Here is a 24,672-nt window from a genome sequence, read left to right on the forward strand (position 1 = left end):
GGTGGCCGGCGCCCCACGTCGCGTTCCCCATGGCAGGCTCCTCCGACGTGACGAGGTCACAGGCGGTGGCGATGTTCCGTCATACCTTCGCAGCCGATATATTGGTCCGCGTGGAAACCCCACTGCGTGAACCCACGTTCCTGATCCTCACCGCCCTCGCCGGCGAGCCGATGCACGGCTACGGCCTGATCGCCGAGGTGGCCCGGCTGTCCGACGGCCGCATCTCGCTGCGGCCCGGCACGCTGTACGGCGCGCTGGACCGGCTGGTCGACGCGGGCCTGGTGGGCGTCGACCACGAGGAGATCGTCGACGGCCGGCTGCGCCGCTACTACCGGCTCACCGAGCCGGGCGGCGAGGTGCTGGCCGCCGAGACCGAACGCATGCGCCGCAACGTCAAGGCGGCAACCACCCGGCTGCGCGCCGCCAAGGCCGCGCCCCGCCCGAGCCGAGGATTCGCATGAGCCTGCCGGAAAGCCAGCCGGACCGCCCGGAAGGGCATGACCGGGGACGCCCGGCGATGACCGATCTCGAACGGCGCTATGCGCGCTGGATGGCGCTGTTCTATCCGGCCCACGATCGGCGCAAGCGTGGCTCGGAACTGGTGGACACCTATCTGGCCCTGGCCGCGCCCGGCCGCAGGAGACCCTCGCCCGCCGACATCGCCGACCTCGCGGCCGGTGGGCTGCGCCGGCGCCTGCGGACCGCGCCCGGCGTCGGCTTCCGGCTCGCCGGCCTGCTCGCGCTGACGACCACCAGCGCGTTCGCGAGCTGGTGGGCGGTCCTCGAGGTGCTGGCACCCAGAGCGCCCTGGTCTGCGCAGACCGGGCCGTTCCTGTCCCTCGGGGTGGCGGCGTGGGCGCTGTGGTTGCTGGCCGCCGTCGTGCACGCCGTCGCTCCCGGCCGGTGGTTTCGCCGCGCGGTGCTCCTCGCCGTGCTGGTCACCGCGGGCGTCCTGCCGGCCGCGATGCTGACCGGAATCCTCCGCCCACCGCTGAGCGTGCTGCTGCCCCAGGTCGTTCTCGGTGTGGTCGCGCTCGGCGCCTCCGCACGGTACCGCTGGTGGGTCCGGCTGGCGCCGCTCGCCGCCGCGGCGTTGACCGTGCCGGTTGCCGCGGCCACCGAACCGCGCCTGGGCTTCAACGGCGACTACTACCCGTGCGCCGTAGTGGCATTGCCGGCCGCCGCGACGACGTTGCTCATCGGCGCAACGCTGCTCGCGCTTGCCCTGGCCGCCCGCCATGACTCCCGCGGTGTCTGGGCGCTGCTGATCCTGCTCACGCCGATCGGCATACTCGCCCTGAACCCGATCGGTGCGATGCTCGACAACGCCGGCCCGGGCCGGCCGATCGTTCCGGAATGGTCAGCCATGGCCGCCGCTGGGGTAGTGGTCGCCGTCGTAGGACCGGCACTGCTGCTCCTGACCCTCGCCGCAACGGATCGACGCTCGGCCGGCGGCCGGTCACTGCCCGCCGAGACGACCCATTGCCCGACCTGCGGCGCCCCGTCAAACTCCGCGTAATCCACGACACCTGCGCCGTACTTGATCCGCGGCAGATGGGGTGGGTGTGGGCCTGCTACGCGGAGGTCGCGGTGGGTGGTGTCGTGTCGCTGGGCGGATCGACCGGTCGGCCGAGTGCGCGGGCGCGGACCCAGGCGGAGCCGACCATGCCGCCCAGCAGGAACGCGACCCGCTCGACCATCTCGTCGTCGCGGTCAGGGTCCCCGGCGTCGAGCCAGTCGAGGAAGGCCTCGTCCACGGTCTTGCTGATGATCCGGGCCATCCAGCCCCGGATCAACGGATCGTCGATGCCGGCGAGCATCGCCTCGGCTTCCACTGTGCCGCCGTGCAGGGCGGCGTGCTCGGCGAACTCGGGCTCCCGGGGAGCGTGCCGATGCAGAAGCCGGAATGCGTCGGGCAGCTCACGAGCCACGGCGAATGTGGCGGCCAGCGTCGCCGTCGCGTGACGGATCGCGGCCAGGCCGTCCTCGGGCTGGACCGGGGCGGTGGGTCTGGGCACGTTCGCGAGTCGTTGCCGTACCTGCGTGATGATGGCCAGATACAGCTCACGTTTGGAGTTGAAGTGGCGGTACACGATGAGCTTGCTCACCCCCGCCTCGGCCGCCACCTGATCGACGGTGGTGGCCGCATAGCCCTGCCGAGCGAACACCCGGGCGGCCGCCGTAAGGATGCTCGCGGCGCGCTCGGGGGCGGCGAGCAGTCGGCGGGTCGGTCGCTCAGGCATGACCTCCAATCATGCCGCATCGCTCATTGCCGATCTTTATCGCGCCGGGCTGTGAGCAGTACCGTGACGAGGCCGCCGTAGATTATGGCGTCGCAGGTGATCTCGACGAGGTTTGCGGTGCGCAGATACAACGGCCAGTCTGAACGCTGAATCAGTGGCAGCCAGCTGTTGAGCACCGCGAAGGCCAGGGCCAGCCACCACCATGTCGACCGCCGCGAGCGCAGCAGCAGGGCCGCCAGGACGGCCAGCACAAGCGCGTGCAGAACGCCGCGGGAAAGTTCGGCCAATGCGACCAGACCGTCGTCGGGCCGCACGAACGGTGTGTGCTGCTCGGCATAGTAGCGATGCACGAACGGCGCGTCGGCGGCGGCGAACACGAAGTACACCGGCACCCAGACCAGACTGGCAACGACGAACCGCCAGCTCCACGCCCACCATGGCCGGCTGTTCAGGGTCGAGCGCAGCGCGGCGGGGACGCTGCGGCCGGTCTCCGGCGGCGGCCACAGCACCGTGGCCGGAACGGCTATGCCGACGGCCAGGACAGCTCCGGTCAGCAGGATCAGCGCGGAAGCGTCCTTGATGAACAGCAGGGCCTCAACCGCGTTGCTCACGGTCATGAGCAGGTAGACCAGCATGGTGACCACGGCCAACCGAGTCGGCAGCCGGATGGGCAGGCGCTGGGCGAGCGGGCCGATGGTCACCGCGCCGACCGCCCCCGTGATCATCGCCAGGACGATCGGCACCACGGCGAAGGCCTTCGGGTGCGCAGGATTGGCGAGGAACGAAGCGAGCAGTGTCGCCAGCACGTAGCTGACGGCCGTTGCGGCGACCGCCCACGGGCGTCCAATCCGCGGGCGTCCAATCTGCGCAGCCGTGGAATCCAGGATCGTCATGCCGCTTCCCCATGATGTTAACCATTCAGTGTTAACTGGCCAGTTCACGGTAAGGGACCGGTCGTCCGATGGCAAGAACGCATACCCGCGCTTCGATCCGGGTGACGGGCCTGGGCCGGCTGCGCGGGGATGGCGCCACCGGCCCGCCGGTCGGCCTGGACCTCCTGGACGACCTGGTCGCGCAGATGCACGACACCGGCCTCTCGGTGACGGTGCGTCGTTCCGGTGATGCGGTATCGCTGCCGCCCGCCGCCGCTCGAACGCGGAGATCGCCGCCGAGCTCACCCTGCGCGAGGCGACCGTGAAGACCCACGTGGGCCGCGTGCTCATGAAGCTCAACCTGCGCGACCGCGTGTACGCGTACGAGACGGGCCTGATCCGGGCCGGCTCCTCAGGCTGAGTGGCTCCACCGGCCCCGGCGGAGCCACTCAGGCCGACGATCCAACGCCTTACCAAACAGGCTTAGACCCGGCCGCCGCCCGCGACGCCCTCCAACGGCCGCTAGGCTGCGGCGGTGATCGTCGACGCCGCGCAGTGGTTCAGCCTCGATACCGACGCCGCCCCCTCGGTGGCGCGGTCGATCGCCGAGCGGTCCGGGTCCGAGCTGACCGAGGTCCGGCCGCATGAGTACGCCGGGCGGCGCGGGCCCGTCGCGCTGTTCGCGGTGGGCGACGAGCAGTTCGCGTTCGTGCCCGGCGGCGCGGTGACGGTCGGGTTCGACGGCGGCCGGTTCGAGCCGACGCCGGAGCAGGAGGCGAGCTTCGCGGACACCGCGGAGGAGTACGGCATCGAGGGCGACATCCGGCAGTTCACCGACTCGGTCACCTCACCCGCGCGGACCGTCGTGGTGCCACCGCTGCTCGTGGCCGTGGAGGCCGTCGAGGCGGGCCTTGTGGCCGTGCCGCCCGACCATCCCGAGGTGGTGCGGCGCGTCGAGAAGACCCGGCGCCTCCCCGGCCCGGGGCTGCCGTCCGTGCCGCGGCAGATCGAGTGGTCGGGCGCCGCCCGGGCGATCATCCGGCCGGACTGGACGGTCGAGGCCGCCTGGCTGCTCGGCAAGCCCTCCTACGACGGGGAAGTGGCCCGGCTGGCCGCGCTCGGGCAGCGGCTGCTGTCGCCGGACGAATGGGAACATGCCTGCGGCGCCGGCGCGACGACGCTGTTCCGGTGGGGCGACGCCAGCCCGGACAGCGACCCGTGGACGGCGAAGACGGGGCCGCATCGCGGGCCCAACCGGTTCGGCCTCCACATCGGCCAGGACCCCTACTGCGAGGAACGCACCGCGAGCCGCGACATCGTGTGCGGCGGCGACGGAGGCAGTGCCGTGTGCGGCGGCGTCGGCAGCTTCCTGTCCTGGCTCACGATCGCCACCGCGTACCGCGACGCAGACTACGCGGCGCAGGTCGCGGCCGACGACGGCTTCGGCACGATGCGCGTCCGCCCGGCGATAGCGCTGACCTGATATCGCGCGCACAGCCGCGATCGCAACCGTGCAAAGTCGCGGCAGCCAGGGCAGCGTCCCGGCGGCCGTGACGACGGCCAGCGCCATCGGGTCCCGGGTCAACGTCAACGTCAACGCCAGCAGCGGCAGCGCGGCATGCGTCACCCCGTCGCCGAGCGAGGACACCGTCTGCGCCGTCCACAGCCGCCCGAACCCGGCCGGCAGCTTCCGGACGTCGGAGGTCATTCGGGGTCAAGGGGCTTCCCTAAGGGGGTCAGGCGATGGTGCGCAGGAAGTCGTCGACGGCCCGCGTCGCCTCGGCCGTGCCCTCGGCGGTGATGGTGAGCAGGCCCGTGCCGTGCAGGCTGCCCGGGACCAGGACGAGCTTGCGGCGCTCGCCCGGGGTGGCGTCGTACATGGACCGGGCCGCCGTCGCGAACGCGCTGTCGCCCGTGGCCGCCACGTACAGGACCGGGGCGGTCAGCTTCGGTACCGCCGCCCGCGCGCTCTCGCCCGCGTAGTCGCCCGGGCCCGACAGGCTGATCACGGCGGCCGGCGGCGGGTCGAGGCGGGCCGCGGCGATCAGGGTCGCCGTCGCGCCGCGGGAGGCGCCGGCCAGGACCACGCGGCCGCTGCCGGCGGTGCGGGCGAAGGCCACGGCGGCGGTGACGTCGTCGGAGCCGTGGCCGGTGTCGGCGCGGGGCGAGCGGCCCTCGCCGTTGAAGTCGAAGGCGAGCACGCGGTACCCGGCCGCCGCCTTGCCCTTCGCCCACGCCAGCCAGGAGCAGCCGGTGGCGCTGGCCTGCGGGGCGAGCACGAGCGTCACGTCGCCGGTGCCGAGCAGGTACCCGGCCAGGAACGTGCCGTGGCCGCTGGGGAAGGCCACCTGTTTGTCGTCGAGCCCGGGGTCGCCGCACAGGCCGGGGGTCGGGGCCGGCGAACGCGGGGTCGGCGCGGCGGAGGCGGGCGGTCCGGCGGGCGCGGGCGCGGGGGCGGCGCAGGCGGCGAGGAGCAGCACGCCGCACAGTGCGGTCACGAGTCGCATACCGTGTAGGACCGCTGAGAAGGCGCCGCGGTTTCGCCTAGAGCCTGACCGTCTCCGGTTCGCCGGTGCCGGCGGCGGAGCGGTACCACGCCTCGACCGCCGCGACCGCGTGCCGGCCCTCCTGCGGGGTCGCCGTCGGGTCGCCGCGCAGGATGGCCTCGTACTGGCGGCGGAAGGATGCGGTGTACTCCGCGTCGCCGTCGACGTCCAGCACCCGGCGGGCGCCGACGCTCACGCCGCCGGGGTCGATGGTCAGGGTGCCGCGCTCGCAGACGATCGTGGTCTCGTGGAAGAACGCGGGCGAGTCCACGAGCGTGAGGTGGGCGCGGCGGCCGTTGTCGAGGTACACGGTGGCGGCCGCGCTCGTCTCGACCGTCCAGCCGGACGGGGTCGCGACCGTCCCGGCGACCGCGTGCGGCCGGCCGCCGAGCAGCCAGCTCGCCCGGTCGATGCTGTGCACGCCGACGAGCATCGCGATCCCGCCGCCGGCCCGGGCGGGGTCCGCGAACCAGGCCGGGCGGTCGGCGCGGGCGTAGTCGGTGGAGCGGCGTTCGAGGTACAACAGCGGCATCCCGAGGTTGTCGAGCTCCTCGCGGGCGGCCCGCACCTGCGCGAAGAACCGCCCCTGCTGCCCGACCCGCAGGCGCTCCCCGGCCGCCGCGATCATTCGGTCGCACGCCGCGGCCGTGACCGCCATCGGCTTCTCGACCAGCACCTGCCGCCCGGCCGCGGCGGCGCGGACCGTCAGCGCCTCGTGGTCGGCGTGCGGTACCGCGAGCACGACCAGATCCGCGGCGGCGAGCACGTCGTCGAACGCGGTCACGGCGCGGGCCGCGTACCGCCCGGCCAGCCGCGCGGCCCGGTCCGGGTCCCGGTCGGCCACGACGGTGAGCGTGAGCCCGTCCACCCCGGCCGCGGCCGCCGCATGGCGCCACGCCACCTCGCCCGCCCCGACGATTCCCAGCCTCATGATCGAACTGTACTCGGGCAAAAGTTCGACGAGAGTCGTTGTGCCGTCCATCATGGGGGGATGAGCGCGCAGCCGAAACGCCTGCCGGGCCAGTCCAACGCCGACTACGAGCGCAGCGGTGCCGACCCGAACGCGCAGTTCCTCGGCGTCCAGTCGCTGCAGGGCGGCGGCGACCCGTCCTGGGTGGGCCGCCTGTACAACGCGATCGCGGATCTCATCGCCAAGCGCCGGAAAAAGGGCACAATGCCGGGATGAGCCAGCGGATCGCGATGGCGGCCCCGGCCGCCGGGGGGCAGGTCGCCTACGCGGTGACCGGGTCCGGGCCGCCGCTGGTGTACGTCTCCGGCTGGCTCGGCCACCTGGAGCGCGGCTGGGCGCTCCCCGCCGAGCGGGCCTTCTACGAGGCGCTCGCCGACGGCCGGAAGCTCATCCGGTACGACAAGCCCGGCACCGGGCTCTCCCCGCCGCGGGAGGGCGCGGGGGAGTACACCCTGGAGCACGAGCTCGACGCCCTCCGCGCGGTCGTCGCCGCCGCCGGGGTCGAGCGGTTCGATCTGATGGGCATCTCGCTCGGCGCGCCCGTCGCGGCCGCCTGGGCCGCGCTGGAGCCCGGCTCGGTGCGGCGGCTCGTGCTGTACGGCGGCTGGGCCCGCGGTGCCGACATCGCCTCGCCCGAGATCCGGGGGCACGTGCTCGGCCTAGTCCGCCAGCACTGGGGGCTCGGCTCCGACCTGCTCACCGACGTCTTCGCGCCCGACGCCGACGCCGTGACCCGGGCCGCGTTCGCCCGCTACCAGCGCGAGGCCGCCGACGCGGACACGGCGCACGCGATGCTCGGGCTCGCGTACCGCATCGACGTTCTGGATCTTCTCCCGCGCATCGGCGCGCCGGCGCTCGTCGTGCACCGGCTCCGGGACCGGGCCGCGCCCGTCGAGCAGGGGCGGCGGCTCGCCGGCGGTATCGCGCACGCGCGGTTCGAGGCGGTCGCGGGGCGCTCGCACCTGCCGTACATCGGTGACACCCGGCCGGTGACCAGCCTGATCCGCCAGTTCCTGGGGCTGCCGGGGCGGCACCGGGGCGCCGGGCCGACGCTCACCGCGCGGCAGCGGGAGGTGGCCGCGCTCATCGCCGCGGGGTCCACGAACCGGGAGATCGGCGAGCGCCTCGGCATCACCGAACGCTCGGCCGAGGCCCACGTCGAGCGGATCCGGGCGCGGATGGGCTTCCGGTCGCGGGCGCAGATCGCCGCCTGGTGGGCCGCGAACTGAGGTATTTCCCCGCCTGTTCCGGGCGGGCGGCCCGGGCACGATCGGGGGCATGCGCCTCGTCATCGCCGGATACGCCGTCATCGCGTACGCCGGCTTCCTGCTCAGCTCCGCCTGGGCCGTCGTGTTCCTCGCGGGCGGCATGGACGGGCCCGCCACCCGACCGGCCGGCGCCGCCCTCGCGATCGACGGGGCGCTGCTGCTCGCGTTCGCCGTCCAGCACACGGTCATGGCCCGCGCCTGGTTCAAGCGGCTCATCCCGGCGCCGGTCGAGCGCAGCACCTACGTCCTGGCCGCCGGGTTGATGCTGTTCGCGGTGTTCGGCTGGTGGCAGCCGGCGCCCGCGACGATCTGGCGGGTGGGCGGGCCGTGGTCGGCCGCGATCTGGGCCCTGTTCGCAGCGGCGTGGATACTCGTCGTCTGGGCCACGTTCGCGGTCGACCACGCCGACTTCCTGGGTTTGAAGCAGGCTTATGTGTACCTTCGCCGGCGCGCCTACCGCGAGCCGCCGTTCACGGGCCGCGGCCTGTACGCGCTGGTCCGCCACCCGATGATGCTGGGCCTGTTCATCACGTTCTGGGCCACGCCGCACATGAGCGCCGGGCACCTCGTCTTCGCCGTCGCCTCCAGCGGGTACATCGCGGTCGGCATCCGCTTCGAGGAGCGGGACCTGCGCGCCCGGTACGGCCGCGAGTACGAGCGCTACGCGGGCCGGGTTCCGGAGGTGACCTCGCGCGATGGTGCCATCATCGGTCCATGACGATCCGCCGGATGGATCTGCTGCCGTTCCTCGTGGGCGGCGGCGTCATCCTGATCTTCCCCATCGCCGTCGCCGCGAACCAGCCGTCGCCGTGGCTGCCCGTCGGCCTGCTCGGCTGCGCGGCGGCCCTGGTGGTCGTCTTCGCCTACCTCGACGGGCCGGCCGTGACCTTCACCGTCGACCCGGCACGGGTGGTGGTGGGCAACACGTTCGTGCGGTACGAGGTGCCGCGGTCCCGGATCACCGGGTTCGCCACGGCCGAGTACCTGTCGCTGCGGATGGTCCTCGACGACGGCCGGAAGATCAGCGTGCGCGTCTGGGAGCCGGCGATGCTGTCCGTCAGCTCGATCCGGCCGGGTACCGCGGACGCCCGGATGCGCCCGGTCGTCGAGCTGGTCGAGCGGACCCCGGCCGGGCCCGGCCCGGGCGGCCCGGTGCTGCGCCGGCCGCGGGTCGGCAACATCCTGCTGGCGACGGCGCCGGTGGCCGCGGCGCTCGTGCTCATCGCAGTTAGCTGACAGCGCCGCAGGATCGCAGAGAGGAGGCTGGGGCGATGGTGCATGCAACCGATGGCGACCCGGCGTACGCATTGGCGCGGACTCAGGAGGAGTACGCGCGCCTCGGCCGGCAGGCGGTCTTCCTGCACGGCACCACCGAACGCCTCTTCCGCGCGGCCGGGCTCGCCCCCGGCATGCGGGTGCTCGACGTCGGCAGCGGCAGCGGCGACGTGGCGCTGCTCGCCGCGGAGCTCGTGGGCCCAGAGGGCGAGGTGGTCGGCGTGGACGTCGACCCCGCCGTCCTGCGGGTCGCCTGCGGCCGCGCCGAGTCGCTGGGGCTGGCCAACGTCCGTTTCGTCGAGGGTGACGTGCGCGGCGCCGAGCTCGACGGCCCCTTCGACGCCGCCGTCGGCCGGCTCGTGCTCATGTACCGCGCCGACCCCGCCGAGGCCCTGCGCCACGTCGCCGAGCGCGTCCGCCCGGGCGGCGTGATCGCCTTCCAGGAGATCGACCTCGACCCGGACATCCCGGCCCGCTCGCTGCCGGCGGACCTGCTCTGGAACGACATCGGCCACCTCGCGATCGAGACGTTCCGCCGCGCCGGCATGCAGACGCGCATGGGCCCGCAGCTCTTCGCCGCGTACGTCGCCGCGGGCCTGCCGGAGCCGGCCATGCTGCACGAGGCCCTCGTGGGCGGCGGCGAGCACTACGGCGGGTACGCGTGGCTCGCCGGCATCACGCGCGGCCTCGCCCCGATGATGGCCAAGCTGGACGTCGCCGACCCGGAGCGGCTCGACCTCGACACCCTGGCCGACCGCCTCCGCGCCGACGCCGTCGCCCGCGGCGCCGTGCTGTGGACCCCGGCGTTCGTCGGGGCGTACGCGACCAGGCCGTAGCCGGCTCACTCAACCGCGATCGCGCGCAGCACGTGCATCCGGGCCGCCCGGATCGCGGGCGGGATCGAGCCGAGCACGCCCGCCGCCACCGCCAGCCCCAGGAAGGCCGCCATCTGCCCCCACGGCAGCGTCAGCGCGGTGACGCCCTGCTGCCGCAGGGCCCGCACCATGGCCGCGCCGAGGCCCGCGCCGACGGCGACGCCCAGCACGGCGCCGAAGACGGAGATCGCCATCGCCTCGATGGAGATCATCCGGGTGGTCTGGGCGCGGTGCAGGCCGATCGCCCGGAGCAGCCCGAGCTCCCGCGTGCGCTCCAGCACCGACAGGGCGACGGTGTTCACGATGCCCAGCACCGCGATGAGGACGGCCAGGGCGAGCAGGATCTGGGTCAGCGTGAGCAGGCGGCCCGCCTTCGCGTTGCGCTGCCCGACGTACTCGTGGCGGTCGGCGACGCCGATCTCCGGGCTCGACGCCAGCAGGCCGGTCAGGGCGGCCTTCGCCGCGGCGACGTCGGCGCCCGGGCGCAGGTCGACGAAGGCCTTGCCGGGCAGCGGGTTGCGCAGCTGCGCGCCGGCCGCGGCGGGCAGCAGCCAGCCGTTGAGCAGGTCGGTGTCGGCGTAGATCCCGGCCAGCGTGAACCGCCGTTCGGGGCCGCGGGGCAGCCGGACGGTGATCCGGTCGCCGACGTGCGGGCCGGCCGCGGTGACGTTGCGCTCGTCCACGATGACCTGGTCGTCGCCGAGCGGGCCGATGGTGCCCGCGGCCGGGGTGAGGCTGAGCATGTCGCGCAGCGCGGGCAGGTCGGTGACCGCCTCGACGTACGCGGGCTGCCCGCCGATCAGCGCCGTCCCCTCGTACAGGCCGGTGACCGCCCGCACCTGGGGCAGCCGCGCGGCCTGGGCCAGCACCGCCGGGTCGAAGCCCGCCCGGCCGCTGCCGTTGGTGTCCCCGGCGACGACGAACTCGGCCTTGACCTGGTCGTCGACGAGGTACCCGACGCTGCTCATCGCCGAGGCGAAGACCGTCGAGACGCCGCTGACGAGCGCGACCGCGACCATGAGCGCCGCGGCCGTGATCGCGGTGCGGCGCGGGTTGCGCCCGGCGTTGAGCAGCCCCAGGCGGGCCGGGACCGACCGGGCGAAGCCGCGCCGCAGCAGCCCGATGACCGGCCGGGCCGCGATCGGCGTCAGCAGGGCCGCGCCGGCGAAGGCCAGCAGCACCCCGCCGACGATGGCGGCGGCCGGCCCGTCACCGGCGCGGCCGGCGAGGCCGAGGCCGAGCAGCGCCGTGCCGGCGGTCAGCACCACCGCGCCGGCGACGCTCAGCCGGGTCAGCGGCCGGTCGGGTACGGCCACCTCACGCAGCACGGCCAGGGGCGGTACCCGGGTCGCGCGCAGCGCCGGGATCAGGGCGGCGACGACGGTGACGGTGAGGCCCACGCCGAACGCGGCGACCACGGCGTCGGCCGGCACCGCCACGCCGGTCACGTCGAGGCCCGAGCCGGCGGTACCGCGGAAGTGAACGGCGCCGAACGCCAGCAGAGCGCCGGCCGCGATCCCGGCGCCGAGCCCCACGGCCGAGCTGACGAGCCCGACGACGCCGGCCTCGGCCAGCACCGAACCGACGATCTGGCCCCGGCTCGCGCCGAGCGAGCGCAGCAGGGCCAGCTCCCGGGTGCGCTGGGCCACGAGGATCGCGAACGTGTTGAGGATCAGGAACGAGCCGACGAACAGCGCCACCCCGGCGAAGCCCAGCAGGATGTCGTTGTACAGGCCGAGCGACGACGCGAACGCGGCGGCGGCCACACGGCCGAGCTGACGGCCCGTCCGGACCGGGTAGCCGGGGCCGAGGACGGCCGCGACCCGGTCGCGCAGCACGTCGGGCGGCACGCCGGCGGCGGCGGTGAGCGAGACCGACGAGAACGCGCCGGGCTCGCCGAGCATCAGCCGCTGCGCGGCGGCGTCGGTGAAGGCGACCGTCGGCTGCCCCGTGACCGGCTCGAAGACGCCGACCACGGTGAACGTGCGGCGGGGCTGGAGGGTCAGGACGCCGACCCGGTCGCCGACCCCGACCCCGGCCCGCCGGGCGAGGTCCGCGTCGACGGCGATCTCATCGTCCGCGCCCGGCCCGCGCCCGGAGCGCAGGGCGGCCAGCCCGGCCTGGAAGGACCAGTTCACCCCGAGCCGGGGCCGGTCGGGCGAGGCGACGACCTTGCCGTCCGCGCCGATCAGGCGGGCGCCGTCGGCGGACACGACACCCGTCGCGCTCGCCACGCCGGGCACCGCCGCGAGCCGGTCGACCATCGCGGCGTCGAGCGCGACCGAGCCGGCCGGCGGCGCGACCGAGACGTCGGTGCGGGCGTACGCGCGCACGGAGCGTTCCTCGTAGGAGTGCCCGAGGGTGTCGGTGAGCACGAGCGCGCCGGACACGAACATGACGCCGAGCACCACGGCCACGCCGGACAGCGTGAGCCGGCGCCGGCGGGTCAGCAGGCCCTTGAGAGCGGTGCGTACCATCGCCGATCATCCTGTCCGCGGTGATCGGGTCCCGGCACCGGGGAAACCCCCGAGCCCGGACCGGGGAACGGGTGATAGGTTCCCGGCGACGGTCATGAGTGTCAGCGTTCAGCCCCGGCTTGCTGGCCGGCAACCCTCCGTTCGCGGGCGGGGTGCCCCGGGTGAGGACCGGGCTCGGCGCATCCCGTGCCGGGCAAGCCGCGACGGTTCGAGGGGTGTCCGACCCATGATTGCTGTCCAGTTCCGGTCCGCCGACGTGCGCGACGCCGGCCGCGTCGCCGAGCTGCACGCCGACAGCTGGCGCCGGCACTACCGCGGCGCCTACTCCGACGCGTTCCTCGACGGTGACGTGGTCGCCGACCGGCGGACCGTGTGGTCGGCGAGGCTCGCCGCGCCCGCCGGGACGGCGACGGTGCTCGCCGAGCGCGACGGGCGGCTCGTCGGCTTCGTGCACGTCGTGCTCGGCGACCATCCGCGGTGGGGCAGCCTCGTGGACAACCTGCACGTCGCGCACGAGGCCCGCCGCGGCGGGATCGGCTCGCAGCTGCTGGCCCGCGGCGCCCGGGCGGTCAAGAGCGGCGGCGTGTACCTGTGGGTGCTGCGGCAGAACACCGCGGCCCGGGCGTTCTACTCCGCGTGCGGGGCGCGCTGCGTCGAGGAGGCGCCGGTGTCCGCGCCCGGCGGCGACCCGGCCCGGCTCAACGGCAACCCGGTGAAGCTCCGCCTGGCCTGGCCCGACGCGTCGGCGCTGCTGGACCCGGTCACCGGGCTCAGTCGCCGCTCGGATCGTCGAGCGGGCGCCCGATGAGCCAGTGGTGCCCGAACGGGTCGGCGATGCGCCCCTGCCGCAGCCCGTACGGCTGATCGCGCACCGGCGTCAGCGTGGCCATGCCCCGGAATCTACGCCGACGTGTTGATGAGGTCGGCCAGGGTGACCGCGTCGAGGTAGTCCAGCCGCACGCGGTTCGCGCGGTCCCACAGGTGGTGCAGGCGCTCGATCGCGCGGTCCGGCGGCAGGTCATGGCCCGCCGGGGGGTCCTGGCCGGGCCCGTCCAGCCGGCGGACGATCTCGCCGAGGGTCAGGGTCGCGGCCGGGTGCGCCAGCGCGTAGCCGCCGCCCGTGCCGCGCTGGACCTGCACCAGGTCCGCGCGGCGCAGGTCGGCCAGCAGGTCGTAGAGGTAGCCGGGCGGGATGTCCTGGGCGTCGGCGACGTCCTGGGCCTTCACCGTCTGCGGGGCGGCGCCGGCCAGGGCGACCAGGGCCCGGATCGAGTACTCGATGCGTTTGGGCAGCATGCGAACGGACGACGTCACACGGCGGCCAAGGTCCGGGCCTCGGCGGATGGGCTGAAGTACACGGTGTCGCCGGGTTTGACGTCGATCGCCTTCGCGCCGGCGCGGGTCAGCTGGGCCCACACGTCGCGGTCGCCGGCCCGGGCCTCGATGCGGACCTCGAAGCCGAGCGAGACCACGCGGGTGACGGTGGCCGCGGTACCGCCGGGGTCGCGGGACAGCGCCACGTCGTGCGGGCGGACCAGCTTGCCGTCGAGGTGCGTGACGGGGCCGAGGAAGCTCATCACGAACGGGTTGGCCGGGTTCTCGTAGATCTCGCCCGGGGTGCCGACCTGCTGCACGACGCCGTCGGCGAGGACGACGATCGAGTCGGACACGTCCATCGCCTCCTCCTGGTCGTGGGTGACGAAGACGGTGGTGACGTGGACCTCGTCGTGCAGGCGGCGCAGCCAGGTGCGCAGCTCCTTGCGAACCTGGGCGTCGAGGGCGCCGAACGGCTCGTCGAGCAGCAGCACCTCCGGCTCGGGCGCGAGGGCGCGGGCGAGGGCCATGCGCTGGCGCTGGCCGCCGGAGAGCTGGGCCGGGTAGCGGTCGGCGAACTGGTCGAGGTGGACGAGCTCGAGCAGCTCCATGACGCGCTTGCGGATGTCGGCCTTCGGGCGGCGGCGGACCTCGAGGCCGAAGGCGACGTTGCGGTACACCGTCATGTGCTTGAACGCGGCATAGTGCTGGAACACGAAGCCGACGTTGCGCCGCTGCGGGGTCAGGCCGGTCGCGTCGACCGCGTTGATGAGCACCGAGCCCGTGTCGGGGCGCTCCAGGCCGGCGATGACGCGCAACAGGGTCGACTTGCCGCCGCCGCTCGGGCCGAGCAGCGCGGTCAGGGAGCCGGAGGCGATGTCGACGGAGATGTCGCGCAGGACCGGGGTCTTGCCGAACGACTTGTTCACGTCGCGGACTTCGATGGCCATCAGGCGTTCTCTTTCGGCCGCAGGAGCTTGGTGATGAGCAGGATCGCGATGGCGATGATGGCCAGGGCGGTCGCGGTGGTGAACGCCGCGGTCTGGTCGTAGTTCTGGTACCGCTCCTCGACGAACAGCGTCGCGGTCTGCGTCTGCCCGACGAGCCGGCCGGAGACGACGGCGACCGCGCCGTACTCGCCCAGGGCCCGGGCCAGGCAGAGCACGATGCCGTAGCCGAGCGCGCCGCGGATGCCCGGCACCGTGATGCGCAGGAACGTCTGCCAGCGCGACGCGCCGAGGGTGTGCGCCGCCTGCTCCTGCTCGTCGCCCATCTCCTCCAGCACGGGCACGATCGCGCGCACGACGAGGGGCAGGGAGACGAAGACGGTCGCGAGGACCATGCCGGGCAGCGAGAAGATGATCTGCAGGCCGTTGCGCTCCAGCCAGCCGCCGGCCGGGGCGAACTTGCCGTACACCAGGATCAGCGCGAGGCCGACGACCACCGGCGACACGGCCAGGGGCAGGTCGATGAGCGCGCTCAGCAGCCGCTTGCCGGGGAACCGGTGCCGCACGAGCAGCAGCGCGGCGACGATGCCGAACAGCGTGTTGGCCAGCACGGACCAGATCGCCACCGACAGCGTGACGGCGAAGGCGTGGGTCGCGTTCTCCGACGTCAGCGTGTCGAGGACGGGCCGCAGGCCGTGCTCGAAGGTGCGCCAGATGACCAGCCCGACCGGCAGCACCAGCAGGAAGAGCAGGTACACCAGGGCGAGGATGCGCAACGGGTACTTAGCCACGGCGGGCACTCCAGCGCTGGAAGAGGTCGAGGCCGATCAGCACCACGAACGCGACCACGAGCAGCACGGTCGAGATCGCGGCCGCGGAGGTGGTGTCGTCGCTCTCGATGCGGCCGAAGATGTTCACCGCCGACACCTGGGTCTCGAACGGGATGCTGCCGGTGAGCAGGTTCGTCGAGCCGTACTCGGCGATGGCCCGGGTGAAGGCCAGGCCCGCGCCCGAGATCATGGCGGGGGCGAGGTTGGGCAGGATGATCCGGCGGAACGTGGTGGCGGGGGAGGCCCCCAGCGAGTACGCCGCCTGTTCCATGTCCCGGTCGAGCTCGCGCAGCACCGGCTGCACGGTGCGCACCACGAACGGCAGCGTCACGAACAGCAGGGCCACCCCGACGCTGAACCTGGTGTAGGCGATGTTGATGTGCAGCGGGCTGTTGGTGCCGTACAGCGCCAGCAGGACCAGGCCCGCGACGATTGTCGGCAGCGCGAAGGGCAGGTCGATGAGCGTGTCGACGACGCTCTTGCCCGGGAACTTGTCGCGCTCGAGCACCCAGGCGATGACGGTGCCCATGACGACGTTGATCAGCGCGACGACGAGCGAGGCGCCGACGGTGAGCTCGAGGGCGGCCCACGCATCCGGGGTGCGCACGGCCCGCCAGAACGTGTCCCAGCCGCCGTCCGTCGAGCGCCACACGACGGCGGCGAGCGGGATGAGCACGATGAGGCTGAGGTACAGCACCGCCGTGCCGAGGCTGAGGGCGGTGCCGACCGGCGGCCGGCGCCGGTGCGCACGCGGCCCGGCCGGGCCCGGCGCGGTGCCGGACCCGGTGGGCTTCTGAACGGCCGTGGCGGTCATTACTTGGACGCCGCCGGGCTCGGGGCGGCCGAGGTGGAGATGCCCAGCTTCTGCTCGATGGAGGCCATGACGCTCGTGCCCGGGTCGAACAGCTCCTTGTTCACCTTCGACCAGCCGCCGAGGTCGCCGATGGTGAACAGGCCGGACGGGGTCGGGAACGACGGGCCGCCGGCGTCCTTGACGACCGGGCGGTAGCCGTTCTCGGCGTAGATCTTCTGCGCGGCCGACGTGTGCAGCCACTCGACGAACGCCTTGGCCTCGGCCGGGTGGGCGCTGTTGGTGGTCGCCGCGATCGGGTTCTCGATCAGGATCGTGTCGTCGGGCACGGTGTAGTCGACGGCCTGGCCGTTCTTCTGGGCGAAGAGGGCCTCGTTCTCGTAGGAGATGAACGCGTCACCCTTGCCGCTGGTGAACGTCTGCAGCGAGGCGCGGCCGCTGTTGTCCTGCACCGGGACGTTCTTGAACAGCGCGTCGAGGTAGGTCGCCCCGGCCGCCGCGTTCTTGCCCTTGCTCGACTTGGCGCCGTAGCCGGCCAGGATGTTCCACTTCGCGCCGCCGGAGGTGAACGGATTCGGCGTGAGCACCTGCACGCCCGGCTTGGCGATGTCGTCCCACGTCTTGAGGTTCTTCGGGTTGCCCTTGCGGGTGCCGATGACCGCGACGGAGTCGGTGATCATGCCCTTGTACTGGTCGCTGTTCCAGCTCGCGTCGACGAGCTTGGCGGTGACCAGGCGGGTGATGTCCGGCTCCAGCGAGAAGGCGACGATGTCCGCCTTCAGGCCGCTGGCCACCGCCCGGCTCTGGTCGCCGGAGGCGCCGTAGGACTGGGTGAACTTGATGTTCTTCCCCGCGTCGGTCTTCTGGTACGCGGCGATGAGCTGCTCGTACGCGGCCTGCGGGGTGGAGTACGCGACGAGCGCGAGCGTCACGGCGCCCCCGCTGTCGGCGGACGTGGAGTTGTCGGCGGTGCCGGCGCAGGCGCTCAGCGCGGTCCCGGAGAGGAGGAACGCTGTACTGACAGCGAGCACGCGGGTACGCAGCTTCACGGAGCCATCCTCGAAGTCTAAAGTCTAGGTTGCCTACTTAGTGAGTAGGTAATGTAGTAAAGATGGGCGTGGTTCGTCAATCCCAGTCATCAGATGGGATTAGTTCGGACGGTCGGGCAGGACCCGTTCCTCCAGGTCGAGCTCGCGCTCGAGCCGGCGCAGCGCCTCGTCGGAGAGGCCGCCCGCATCCCGGCGGCGCAGGATCTCCTCCCGCTGCGCCTCGATCGCCAGCCGCCGGATGCGCAGGGCGGCCTCGTAGCGCTCGGAGACCGGCAGCTCGTCGGAGTCGGCGTTCTGCAGCACGTCCAGGCGGTGCTCGTACCGCCGCAGCTGCTCCCTGAACTTGCGCCGCAGCGCCTCGATCTCGCGCTGCTCGGCCGGCTCGTCCTCGTCGAGGTCGTCGAGGCGGTCCAGCGCCGCGTGCGCCGCCGCCGCCCGGGCCTCGTTGCGCTCCCGGGCCTCGTCGACCGCGTTCGGCCGCAGCCCGAGCAGCCGCACCAGCGGCGCGAAGGTCAGCCCCTGCCCGACGAGCGTGACGAGCACCACCACGAACGTGCAGAACAGCAGCAGGTCCCGGTCCGGGAAACCCTCGCCCGCGTCAGTGGTCAGCGGGATCGTGAACGCCGCCGCGAGGCTGATCACACCCCGGGTCCCGGACCAGCTCAGGGCCACGATCTCGCGCCCGGCGAGACCCTCGTCCTCGCGGCGCAGCAGCAGGTGCGCGGCCTGCGTCAGGACCAGCCACACCGGCCGGAGCAGCAGCGTGCCCGCCAGCGACACGACCAGCGCGATCGCGATGGTGCTGCCGTCGTACTGCTTGAGCCCGCGCAGCACCGCCGGCAGCTGCTGGCCGATCAGCAGGAAGACCAGCCCCTCCAGCAGGAAGTCCACGAGCCGCCAGACCGCGCTGGTCTGCAGCCGGCCCGCGCCGGTGCCCGAGCGCGGCGTGTCGTGCCCGACGATCAGCCCCGCGACCACCACGGCGAGCACCCCCGACACGTGCAGCCGCTCGCCCGCGAGGTACGCGACGAACGGTGTGGCCAGCGACACCGCGTTGGCCAGCAGCGCGTCCTTGGCGATCGGGCGCAGCATCCGCATCGCGAACGCGACAGCGACGCCGACCGCGGTGCCTCCGGCCGCCGCGAGCAGGAACCGCCCGGCGGCGACCGGGAACGAGAAGTGCCCGCCGACGGCCGCGGCCACCGCCACGTTGAGGATGGTCAGCGCGGTCGCGTCGTTGAGCAGCCCCTCGCCCTGGATGATGGTGATCAGCCGCGGCGGCAGCCCGACCTTGCGCCCGACGGCCAGCGCCGCGACCGGGTCCGGCGGGGCGACCGCGGCGCCGACGGCCACCCCGGCGGCGAGGGTGGCCCCGGTGACGAACAGGGCGAACCCGGCCCCGATGAGCAGCGCCGTGGCCAGCACGAGCAGCACCGACAGGCCGATGACGATGCGCAGGTTGGCCCGGATCGCCAGCAGTGACGAGTCCAGCGCCGCCGAGTACAGCAGCGGTGGCAGGATGAACGTGAGCACGATGTGCGGGTCCAGCTCGATGTTCGGGCCGGGCAGCACCGCGTAGAGGATGCCGAGGACCGGCAGGAGGGCGGCGGCCGGCAGCGCGGTCCGCTCGCCGAGCCACCGCGCCGCGGCCACGACGGCGAGGGCGCCCAGGGCGAGCAGCAGCAAGGTCTCGGGACTCACCCTGTCGACCTTAGGCCGGGCCCAGGTGCCCCGCGCCCACTCACGGGTATGCCCGGGGCCGACAACCCAGCCCAGGGGCCCCGTACGTGCTACGGTTAAGACTGTTGCAGTCTTGATTTCCACATACGTTGCCGCGCCCGTGGGTATCACACCTACGGGCGCAGTTCAGTATTGCCGGGTTCCCGGAGCAAGGTCATCAAAGCGGCGACGCGGGGAGGTCACACAGTGTGACCTCCGACTGCCTTGCTAAGGAGCAGGACATGACGGTCGGCACCGTGAAGTGGTTCAACTCGGAAAAGGGCTTCGGCTTCATCGCCCCGGATGGTGGCGGCGCGGACGTGTTCGCCCACTACTCCGCGATCTCGACGGGCGGCTTCCGTAGCCTCGAGGAGAACCAGCGGGTGGAGTTCGAGATCACCCAGGGCCAGAAGGGGCCGCAGGCGGCCAACATCCGCGCCCTCTGAGCTTCGAAGCGTAAACCCGGCCGGCCGGTGGACCACCGGCCGGCCGGGTTTGCATCCATGCGCCAGCCAGGAGGCCGAACCATGACATCACCGCAGCCGACGCTGCCCGCGGTCCGGCCCGGATCCGGCAGTCAATACGCGCATCTGCTCCGTCTCGTCAAGGCCGCCGGGCTCCTCGAGCGACGGTCCACCTATTACCGGTGGAAGATCGCCGTCACCACCGCACTGTTCCTCGGCGGCTGGGTCGCCTTCGTGCTGATCGGCCGGTCCTGGTGGCAGCTGGCGACGGCCGCCTTCCTGGCGTTTGTCTTCACCCAGCTCGGGTTCCTCGGCCATGACGCCGGGCACCGCCAGATGTTCCGCTCCCACCGGGCCAACTACGTCGTGGGCGTGCTGCACGCCAACCTCGCCATCGGCCTGAGCTACGGCTGGTGGGTCGACAAGCACAACCGGCACCACGCCCACCCCAACGAGGAGGGCAAGGACCCCGACATCGACATCGGGGCCCTGGCGTTCACGGCCGCCCAGGCCAGCGGCCGGGGCCGGATCGCCGCGGCGATCTACCGCCGCCAGGCCTACCTGTTCTTCCCGATGCTGCTGCTCGAGGCGATCAGCCTGCACCTGTCCAGCGTCCGGGCCCTCGCCAAGCGCGCCACCGGCCGCTCCGCGTGGGAGACCGCGCTGTTCGGCGTCCACGTCGTCGGCTACCTCACGACGGTGTTCCTGGTGCTCTCGCCGCTGCAGGCGCTGGTCTTCGTGCTGGCGCATCAGGGGCTGTTCGGGCTGTACCTCGGCTGCTCCTTCGCCCCCAACCACAAGGGCATGGCGATCCTGGACCCGGACGACCGCACCGACTACCTGCGCCGCCAGGTGCTCACCTCGCGCAACGTCCGCGGCCATTGGCTCACCGACTTCATGCTCGGCGGCCTGAACTACCAGATCGAGCACCATCTGTTCCCGAGCATGCCGCGGCCGAACCTGCGCCGCGCCCAGGAAGTGGTCCGGCAGTTCTGCCGCGCCCACGACCTGACCTACTGCCAGACCGGCCTGCTGACGTCCTACGCGCAGGCGCTGCGACACCTGCACGCGGTCGGGCGCACGCCGCAGGCGGCGGGGGCCTGACTCAGGCTCATCGGGAATGCACGCGTTGTCGGCGGCCGGGGCTTTGCACCCGGCCGCCTTTTTTGTGGGCTTTTCGTGGGCGGCCGGGCTGAGCCGGCCGCCTGATCGTTCGGGGTCAGCGGCCGCCGCGGCGGGCGCCCGGCCGGGCCCGGCTGGAGAAGCTGGCCGCGCTGCCGCGGGCCGGGGCGGCCCGCTGGTCGACGCTCGTCCGCTTCTCGCCGCTGGAGCGCGGCTTGTCGGTGCTGGTCCGCTTGTCGGTGTTCGACCGCTTCTCGGCGCCGGCCCGGGTGGGCGCGGAGCGCTGCTTGTCGGTGTTGGGCCGCTTGGCCGCCGCCTGCCGGCGGGGGCGCTGCTCCGGCTCCGGCAGGGCCGGCTGCGGGACCAGCGTCCGCTCGCCCGGGGCGAGGGTGCGCAGCAGCGCGTCGCCCGGGCGGAGCCGGGTCGTGGTCGCGGTGATGCCGGCCTTGCGGGTCAGATCCTGGACCTCGGACGCCTGCCCGCCGGTCATGAGCGTGACGACCGTCCCGGCCGCGCCGGCCCGGGCGGTGCGGCCCGAGCGGTGCAGGTACGCCTTGTGCTCCGACGGCGGGTCCGCGTGCACGACCAGGGCGACGTCCTCGACGTCGATGCCCCGGGCGGCGATGTCGGTGGCCACGAGCGTGCCCACCGCCCCGTCCGAGAACGCCCGCAGGTTGCGGGTGCGGGCGGCCTGGGCCAGGTTGCCGTGCAGCTCCACGGCGGACACGCCGGCCGTGACGAGCCGGCGGGTGAGCGCCTTCGCGCCGCGCTTGGTGCGCGTGAACACGACGGTCCGGCCCGGCGCGGCGGTCAGCTCGACCAGGACGGCGAACCGGTCCTCGGCCTGCACGTGCAGCACGTGGTGGGTCATCGCCGAGACCGGGGAGAGCGCCGTGTCGACGCTGTGCACGACCGGGTCGGTGAGGTACCGCCGCACCAGCACGTCGACGCCGGCGTCGAGCGTGGCCGAGAACAGCAGGCGCTGGCCGGTGCGCGGGGTCAGGTCGAGCAGCCGCCGTACCGTCGGCAGGAAGCCCAGGTCGGCCATGTGGTCGGCCTCGTCGAGCACCGTGATCTCGATGGCGTCCAGGCGTGCGTGACCGGCGTCGACGTGGTCGGCGAGCCGGCCCGGGCACGCCACGAGGACGTCGACCCCGGCACGCAGCGCGTTGATCTGGGGACGGGCGGCGACGCCGCCGAAGACGGTCGTCGTGCGCAGCTGCAGCGCCTGGGCCAGTGGCGCCATCACCTCGTGGATCTGGGTGGCCAGCTCGCGGGTCGGCGCCAGGATCAGCGCCCGGGGCCGACCGGCCCGCCGGGGCGTCGGATCGGCGGCCAGGCGCGTGAGCACCGCCAGGACGAAGGCGTAGGTCTTGCCCGAGCCGGTGCGGCCCCGGCCGAGCACGTCCCGCCCGGCGAGCGCGTCGGGCAGCGTGGCGGCCTGGATCGGGAACGGCCGGTCGACGCCGCTCGCGGCCAGCACGCGCGTGAGCGCGGCGGGCACGCCGAGACCGGCGAAGGTGGTGTCTGTGGTGTCTGTGGTGGTGTTGTGCGGGCGGCGTGCCGCCATGGAGGCTCCGAACGTCGAAGGGGGATATCCCAGCCCGGCGCTGACCGTCGCGGCCGCGGCGCGTGGCGGTGGGACATCGAACTCGGCCGCCATTGGGGGCGGCCGAGATACTAGTCTACCCGAAGATCTACCCGAAGCCAGGTGGTGATCAGGGAGTCACGACCTGCCACCGGCTCCCACTCGCCCGCCACGCCCCGGCCAGGATCTCGGCCGACTGCTGGCCCGGGCACTGATGAACCTTCGACCGGCCGGCCCCGCCGCCGACGCGGGCCTCGACCTCCCATGACTCGCCATCGGTGCGGATGTACACGTCCCGACGCCCGCGCAGGCTGTTGTCGCCGTTCCACCAGTGGCGTTCAATTCTCACACCGCGACCGTATAGCACCAGGACCGGGCGAGGAAAGACGGCGTCCGGCCAGCTCGTCCAGCGCCCGGGCCGACGCCGAGCCGGGGTCGGCGGTGATAAAGACGACCTGCTGGTCGTCGTCGGGGACCTCCAGGACGTCGCAGTCCACGCGCAGGGGCCCCAGGCGCGGGTGCGTCAGCGTCTTCGATCGGTGCCCCGCGGCGCGAACCGGGTTGAGCCCCCACACGTGCCGGAACTCCGCGCTGCCCCGCAGCTCGGTCAGCAGCGCGGCGAGGCGCTCGTCGTGCGGGTACCGGTCGGCTGCGGCCCGTAGCCGGGCGACCACGATGTGTCCGAACTCCTCCGTGCCGGGAGTCCGGCCGAGGAAGTGCCGGCGGGCCAGGTTGGGCTCGGTGCCCAGATTCGACAGCAGCGCCTCGGCCAGGGGGTTCCAGGCGACGATGTCGTACGCCGCGGAGGTGACCACCGCCGCCGCGTCCACCCGGTGCAGCAGCCCCGCGACGTAGGGCCGCACGTGCCGGACGGGCCCCGGCGGCGCGACGGGCGCGGCCCCGGCCAGCCGGAACAGGTGCCGCCGCTCGGCCGGGTCCAGGCGCAGCGCGGCGGTGAGCGCATCGAGGATGCGCCGCGACGGCTGGGGCCCGCGGGCCTGCTCGAGGCGGGCGTAGTACTCCACGGACATGCTCGCCAGCCCCGCGACCTCCTCCCGGCGCAGCCCCGGCGTGCGCCGCCGGGCCCCGACCGGGAGCCCGACGTCGCCGGGTAGCAGCGCCTCGCGCCGGTCGCGCAGGAACCGGCCCAGCTCCACCCGTGCCATATGGCCGCACCTCCGTCTTGCCAGGCATCGGTTGTGCCTGGAACCACGGCTCGCCGGGCGCCAGGCTGACCTCATGAGCAACTTTTCCACGGCCCTGGTCACCGGCGCCAACAAGGGCATCGGCCGGCACATCGCCCAGCAGCTGGCGGCGGCGGGCCTGCAGGTGTACGTCGGCTCCCGGAACCTCGCCAACGGCTCGGCCGCCGCGGCCGAGATCGGCTCCGGCGCCCGCGCGATCCAGCTCGACGTCACCGACCAGGCGAGCATCGACGCCGCGGCGGCCGCGGTGCCCTCCCTGGACGTCCTGGTGAACAACGCGGGCATCATCGTCGACGGCGCCGCCCCGCCCGACGCCACCCTGGACGCGTTCCGCCGCACCTACGAGACGAACCTGTTCGCGGTCCTCGCGGTCACCAACGCCTTCCTGCCGGCCCTGCGCCGCTCGCCGAACCCGCGGATCGTCAACATCTCCAGCGGTACCGGCTCCCTGACCTGGAGCGCCGAGGGCCGCCAGTTCCAGACCGGCGGCGGCGGCGCGGCGTACCGCTCCTCGAAGACGGCCCTCAACGCGCTGACCCTGTTCTACGCCCAGGCCCTGCCCGACTTCCGCGTCAACGCCCTGGCCCCGGGCCTGCGCCGCACGGACCTGAACCCGCGCGCGGCGGCGGCGGACGGCGACCCGGCCGAGGCCGCCGAGGCGGCGGTACGGCTGGCCCTGCTCCCCGCCGACGGCCCGACGGGCGGGTTCCACCACTACGACGGCACCCTCGCCCCGTGGTAGGGCGTCGGAACCCGCGGTGACCAACCGACTCGATCGGGAGGATCACCCGTTCGAGGGGCACATCCAGAAATTGACCACCGCCGACGCCCGCGCCCGATGACGGTGGACGCCGCGGGCTTGCGGTTCGCCGACGCCTTCACCGCGCGGCTGCTCATCACCGCCGCCGCCGCGGTGCCGGGCGGCTGCACCGTGGTCTGCTCGTCCCAGCTCACGTTCATGTTCGACCTCCTGGACGGCCGGTCCGAGGCCAATCTCCGCTACAGCACGCAGGGTTGAGGCCACCTTCCGGAAACGGTGCCCTGCGTCAACCAACTGCTAGCCTGGCGGCGAAGGATTCGGGGCGGAGGTGGATCCA

General features: G+C 73.4%; 28 protein-coding genes and 1 riboswitch. Of the genes, 14 read left to right on the forward strand and 14 right to left on the reverse strand.

Features of this window, described 5'->3' with window-relative positions; translation table 11 throughout:
• The first annotated feature begins 110 nt into the window (after positions 1 to 110).
• Both ACPPVO_RS20050 and ACPPVO_RS20055 read left to right on the forward strand, forming a co-directional pair.
• Positions 111 to 461, forward strand: coding sequence for a PadR family transcriptional regulator (locus tag ACPPVO_RS20050; RefSeq protein ID WP_426512721.1), 351 nt, complete (start codon positions 111 to 113; stop codon positions 459 to 461).
• A 56-nt stretch (positions 462 to 517) separates the two neighbouring features.
• Complete coding sequence (locus ACPPVO_RS20055) at positions 518 to 1,519, forward strand: hypothetical protein (protein ID WP_426512722.1); 1,002 nt, start codon at positions 518 to 520, stop codon at positions 1,517 to 1,519.
• A 55-nt stretch (positions 1,520 to 1,574) separates the two neighbouring features.
• Here the strand turns inward: ACPPVO_RS20055 and ACPPVO_RS20060 are convergent, their stop codons facing one another.
• A complete protein-coding gene (locus ACPPVO_RS20060) occupies positions 1,575 to 2,243 on the reverse strand; it encodes a TetR/AcrR family transcriptional regulator (protein WP_426512723.1) in 669 nt (222 codons plus the stop codon).
• 23 nt (positions 2,244 to 2,266) lie between these two features.
• Positions 2,267 to 3,136: a hypothetical protein gene (locus ACPPVO_RS20065; RefSeq protein ID WP_426512724.1), complete on the reverse strand. Its 870-nt coding sequence runs from the start codon at positions 3,134 to 3,136 to the stop codon at positions 2,267 to 2,269.
• A gap of 301 nt (positions 3,137 to 3,437) precedes the next feature.
• Here ACPPVO_RS20065 and ACPPVO_RS20070 point away from each other — a divergent pair, with 301 nt between their 5' ends.
• Both ACPPVO_RS20070 and ACPPVO_RS20075 read left to right on the forward strand, forming a co-directional pair.
• The gene (locus tag ACPPVO_RS20070; RefSeq protein ID WP_426512725.1) at positions 3,438 to 3,536 is read left to right on the forward strand and encodes a hypothetical protein; all 99 of its coding nucleotides are present in this window, start codon (positions 3,438 to 3,440) and stop codon (positions 3,534 to 3,536) included.
• A 114-nt stretch (positions 3,537 to 3,650) separates the two neighbouring features.
• Positions 3,651 to 4,598, forward strand: a complete 948-nt coding sequence (locus ACPPVO_RS20075; RefSeq protein ID WP_426512726.1) for a hypothetical protein — start codon at positions 3,651 to 3,653, stop codon at positions 4,596 to 4,598.
• Between the two features lie 253 nt (positions 4,599 to 4,851).
• On the opposite strand, the gene ACPPVO_RS20080 is transcribed toward ACPPVO_RS20075, so the two are convergent.
• Both ACPPVO_RS20080 and ACPPVO_RS20085 read right to left on the reverse strand, forming a co-directional pair.
• Positions 4,852 to 5,622: an alpha/beta hydrolase family protein gene (locus tag ACPPVO_RS20080; RefSeq protein ID WP_426512727.1), complete on the reverse strand. Its 771-nt coding sequence runs from the start codon at positions 5,620 to 5,622 to the stop codon at positions 4,852 to 4,854.
• A 37-nt stretch (positions 5,623 to 5,659) separates the two neighbouring features.
• The gene (locus ACPPVO_RS20085; protein WP_426512728.1) at positions 5,660 to 6,592 is read right to left on the reverse strand and encodes a Gfo/Idh/MocA family protein; all 933 of its coding nucleotides are present in this window, start codon (positions 6,590 to 6,592) and stop codon (positions 5,660 to 5,662) included.
• Positions 6,593 to 6,652: 60 nt separating this feature from the next.
• Here ACPPVO_RS20085 and ACPPVO_RS20090 point away from each other — a divergent pair, with 60 nt between their 5' ends.
• Genes ACPPVO_RS20090 through ACPPVO_RS20110 form a run of 5 tightly spaced genes read left to right on the forward strand, consistent with a single transcriptional unit; the run spans position 6,653 to position 10,010 of the window.
• Positions 6,653 to 6,847, forward strand: a complete 195-nt coding sequence (locus ACPPVO_RS20090; RefSeq protein WP_426512729.1) for a hypothetical protein — start codon at positions 6,653 to 6,655, stop codon at positions 6,845 to 6,847.
• Positions 6,844 to 7,860, forward strand: coding sequence for an alpha/beta fold hydrolase (locus ACPPVO_RS20095; RefSeq protein WP_426512730.1), 1,017 nt, complete (start codon positions 6,844 to 6,846; stop codon positions 7,858 to 7,860). The genes ACPPVO_RS20090 and ACPPVO_RS20095 overlap by 4 nt, the downstream gene beginning before the upstream one ends.
• Before the next feature lie 49 nt (positions 7,861 to 7,909).
• Entirely contained in the window at positions 7,910 to 8,617 is a 708-nt protein-coding gene (locus ACPPVO_RS20100) for a methyltransferase family protein (RefSeq protein ID WP_426512731.1), read from the forward strand.
• Positions 8,614 to 9,135 carry a hypothetical protein gene (locus tag ACPPVO_RS20105; protein ID WP_426512732.1) on the forward strand — a complete coding sequence of 174 codons (522 nt, stop codon included), beginning with the start codon at positions 8,614 to 8,616 and terminating at the stop codon, positions 9,133 to 9,135. Before ACPPVO_RS20100 ends, ACPPVO_RS20105 begins: the two co-directional genes overlap by 4 nt.
• Positions 9,136 to 9,170: 35 nt before the next feature.
• Positions 9,171 to 10,010, forward strand: coding sequence for a class I SAM-dependent methyltransferase (locus ACPPVO_RS20110; RefSeq protein ID WP_426512733.1), 840 nt, complete (start codon positions 9,171 to 9,173; stop codon positions 10,008 to 10,010).
• 5 nt (positions 10,011 to 10,015) lie between these two features.
• Here the strand turns inward: ACPPVO_RS20110 and ACPPVO_RS20115 are convergent, their stop codons facing one another.
• Entirely contained in the window at positions 10,016 to 12,526 is a 2,511-nt protein-coding gene (locus ACPPVO_RS20115; RefSeq protein ID WP_426512734.1) for an ABC transporter permease, read from the reverse strand.
• A gap of 90 nt (positions 12,527 to 12,616) precedes the next feature.
• Positions 12,617 to 12,732: riboswitch (SAM riboswitch) on the forward strand.
• A 20-nt stretch (positions 12,733 to 12,752) separates the two neighbouring features.
• Here ACPPVO_RS20115 and ACPPVO_RS20120 point away from each other — a divergent pair.
• The gene (locus tag ACPPVO_RS20120) at positions 12,753 to 13,334 is read left to right on the forward strand and encodes an N-acetyltransferase family protein (RefSeq protein ID WP_426512735.1); all 582 of its coding nucleotides are present in this window, start codon (positions 12,753 to 12,755) and stop codon (positions 13,332 to 13,334) included.
• Between the two features lie 92 nt (positions 13,335 to 13,426).
• Here the strand turns inward: ACPPVO_RS20120 and ACPPVO_RS20125 are convergent, their stop codons facing one another.
• The 6 genes from ACPPVO_RS20125 to ACPPVO_RS20150 form a co-directional block, all read right to left on the reverse strand.
• Positions 13,427 to 13,822 (reverse strand): RrF2 family transcriptional regulator, encoded by a 396-nt coding sequence (locus tag ACPPVO_RS20125; protein ID WP_360383971.1) that lies wholly within the window; start codon positions 13,820 to 13,822, stop codon positions 13,427 to 13,429.
• Positions 13,823 to 13,836: 14 nt separating this feature from the next.
• Entirely contained in the window at positions 13,837 to 14,790 is a 954-nt protein-coding gene (locus tag ACPPVO_RS20130; RefSeq protein WP_426512736.1) for a sulfate/molybdate ABC transporter ATP-binding protein, read from the reverse strand.
• The gene (locus tag ACPPVO_RS20135; protein ID WP_426512737.1) at positions 14,790 to 15,578 is read right to left on the reverse strand and encodes a sulfate ABC transporter permease subunit; all 789 of its coding nucleotides are present in this window, start codon (positions 15,576 to 15,578) and stop codon (positions 14,790 to 14,792) included. The genes ACPPVO_RS20130 and ACPPVO_RS20135 overlap by 1 nt, the downstream gene beginning before the upstream one ends.
• A complete protein-coding gene (gene cysT, locus ACPPVO_RS20140) occupies positions 15,571 to 16,431 on the reverse strand; it encodes a sulfate ABC transporter permease subunit CysT (protein WP_426512738.1) in 861 nt (286 codons plus the stop codon). Before cysT ends, ACPPVO_RS20135 begins: the two co-directional genes overlap by 8 nt.
• The gene (locus ACPPVO_RS20145) at positions 16,431 to 17,477 is read right to left on the reverse strand and encodes a sulfate ABC transporter substrate-binding protein (protein ID WP_426512739.1); all 1,047 of its coding nucleotides are present in this window, start codon (positions 17,475 to 17,477) and stop codon (positions 16,431 to 16,433) included. Before ACPPVO_RS20145 ends, cysT begins: the two co-directional genes overlap by 1 nt.
• Before the next feature lie 99 nt (positions 17,478 to 17,576).
• A complete protein-coding gene (locus ACPPVO_RS20150; RefSeq protein WP_426512740.1) occupies positions 17,577 to 19,178 on the reverse strand; it encodes a Na+/H+ antiporter in 1,602 nt (533 codons plus the stop codon).
• Positions 19,179 to 19,438: 260 nt separating this feature from the next.
• On the opposite strand from ACPPVO_RS20150, the gene ACPPVO_RS20155 reads away from it, so the two are divergent.
• On the forward strand, positions 19,439 to 19,642 hold the full coding sequence (locus ACPPVO_RS20155) for a cold-shock protein (RefSeq protein ID WP_426512741.1): 204 nt from the start codon (positions 19,439 to 19,441) through the stop codon (positions 19,640 to 19,642).
• 81 nt (positions 19,643 to 19,723) lie between these two features.
• Positions 19,724 to 20,764 (forward strand): fatty acid desaturase family protein, encoded by a 1,041-nt coding sequence (locus ACPPVO_RS20160; protein WP_426512742.1) that lies wholly within the window; start codon positions 19,724 to 19,726, stop codon positions 20,762 to 20,764.
• A 115-nt stretch (positions 20,765 to 20,879) separates the two neighbouring features.
• Here ACPPVO_RS20160 and ACPPVO_RS20165 read toward each other — a convergent pair whose 3' ends face one another.
• The 3 genes from ACPPVO_RS20165 to ACPPVO_RS20175 all read right to left on the reverse strand — a co-directional run bounded on the left by ACPPVO_RS20165 (position 20,880) and on the right by ACPPVO_RS20175 (position 23,536).
• The gene (locus tag ACPPVO_RS20165) at positions 20,880 to 22,352 is read right to left on the reverse strand and encodes a DEAD/DEAH box helicase (protein ID WP_426512743.1); all 1,473 of its coding nucleotides are present in this window, start codon (positions 22,350 to 22,352) and stop codon (positions 20,880 to 20,882) included.
• A gap of 148 nt (positions 22,353 to 22,500) precedes the next feature.
• On the reverse strand, positions 22,501 to 22,719 hold the full coding sequence (locus ACPPVO_RS20170; protein WP_360383949.1) for a hypothetical protein: 219 nt from the start codon (positions 22,717 to 22,719) through the stop codon (positions 22,501 to 22,503).
• Positions 22,709 to 23,536 carry a helix-turn-helix transcriptional regulator gene (locus tag ACPPVO_RS20175; RefSeq protein WP_426512744.1) on the reverse strand — a complete coding sequence of 276 codons (828 nt, stop codon included), beginning with the start codon at positions 23,534 to 23,536 and terminating at the stop codon, positions 22,709 to 22,711. Before ACPPVO_RS20175 ends, ACPPVO_RS20170 begins: the two co-directional genes overlap by 11 nt.
• A gap of 73 nt (positions 23,537 to 23,609) precedes the next feature.
• On the opposite strand from ACPPVO_RS20175, the gene ACPPVO_RS20180 reads away from it, so the two are divergent.
• Together ACPPVO_RS20180 and ACPPVO_RS20185 are read left to right on the forward strand one after the other, a co-directional pair.
• On the forward strand, positions 23,610 to 24,317 hold the full coding sequence (locus tag ACPPVO_RS20180; protein ID WP_426512745.1) for an SDR family NAD(P)-dependent oxidoreductase: 708 nt from the start codon (positions 23,610 to 23,612) through the stop codon (positions 24,315 to 24,317).
• 96 nt (positions 24,318 to 24,413) lie between these two features.
• Positions 24,414 to 24,593, forward strand: coding sequence for a hypothetical protein (locus ACPPVO_RS20185; protein ID WP_426512746.1), 180 nt, complete (start codon positions 24,414 to 24,416; stop codon positions 24,591 to 24,593).
• Positions 24,594 to 24,672 lie beyond the last annotated feature (79 nt).

The sequence above is a fragment of the Dactylosporangium sp. McL0621 genome (genome assembly GCF_049995355.1).
GTDB lineage: Bacteria > Actinomycetota > Actinomycetes > Mycobacteriales > Micromonosporaceae > Dactylosporangium.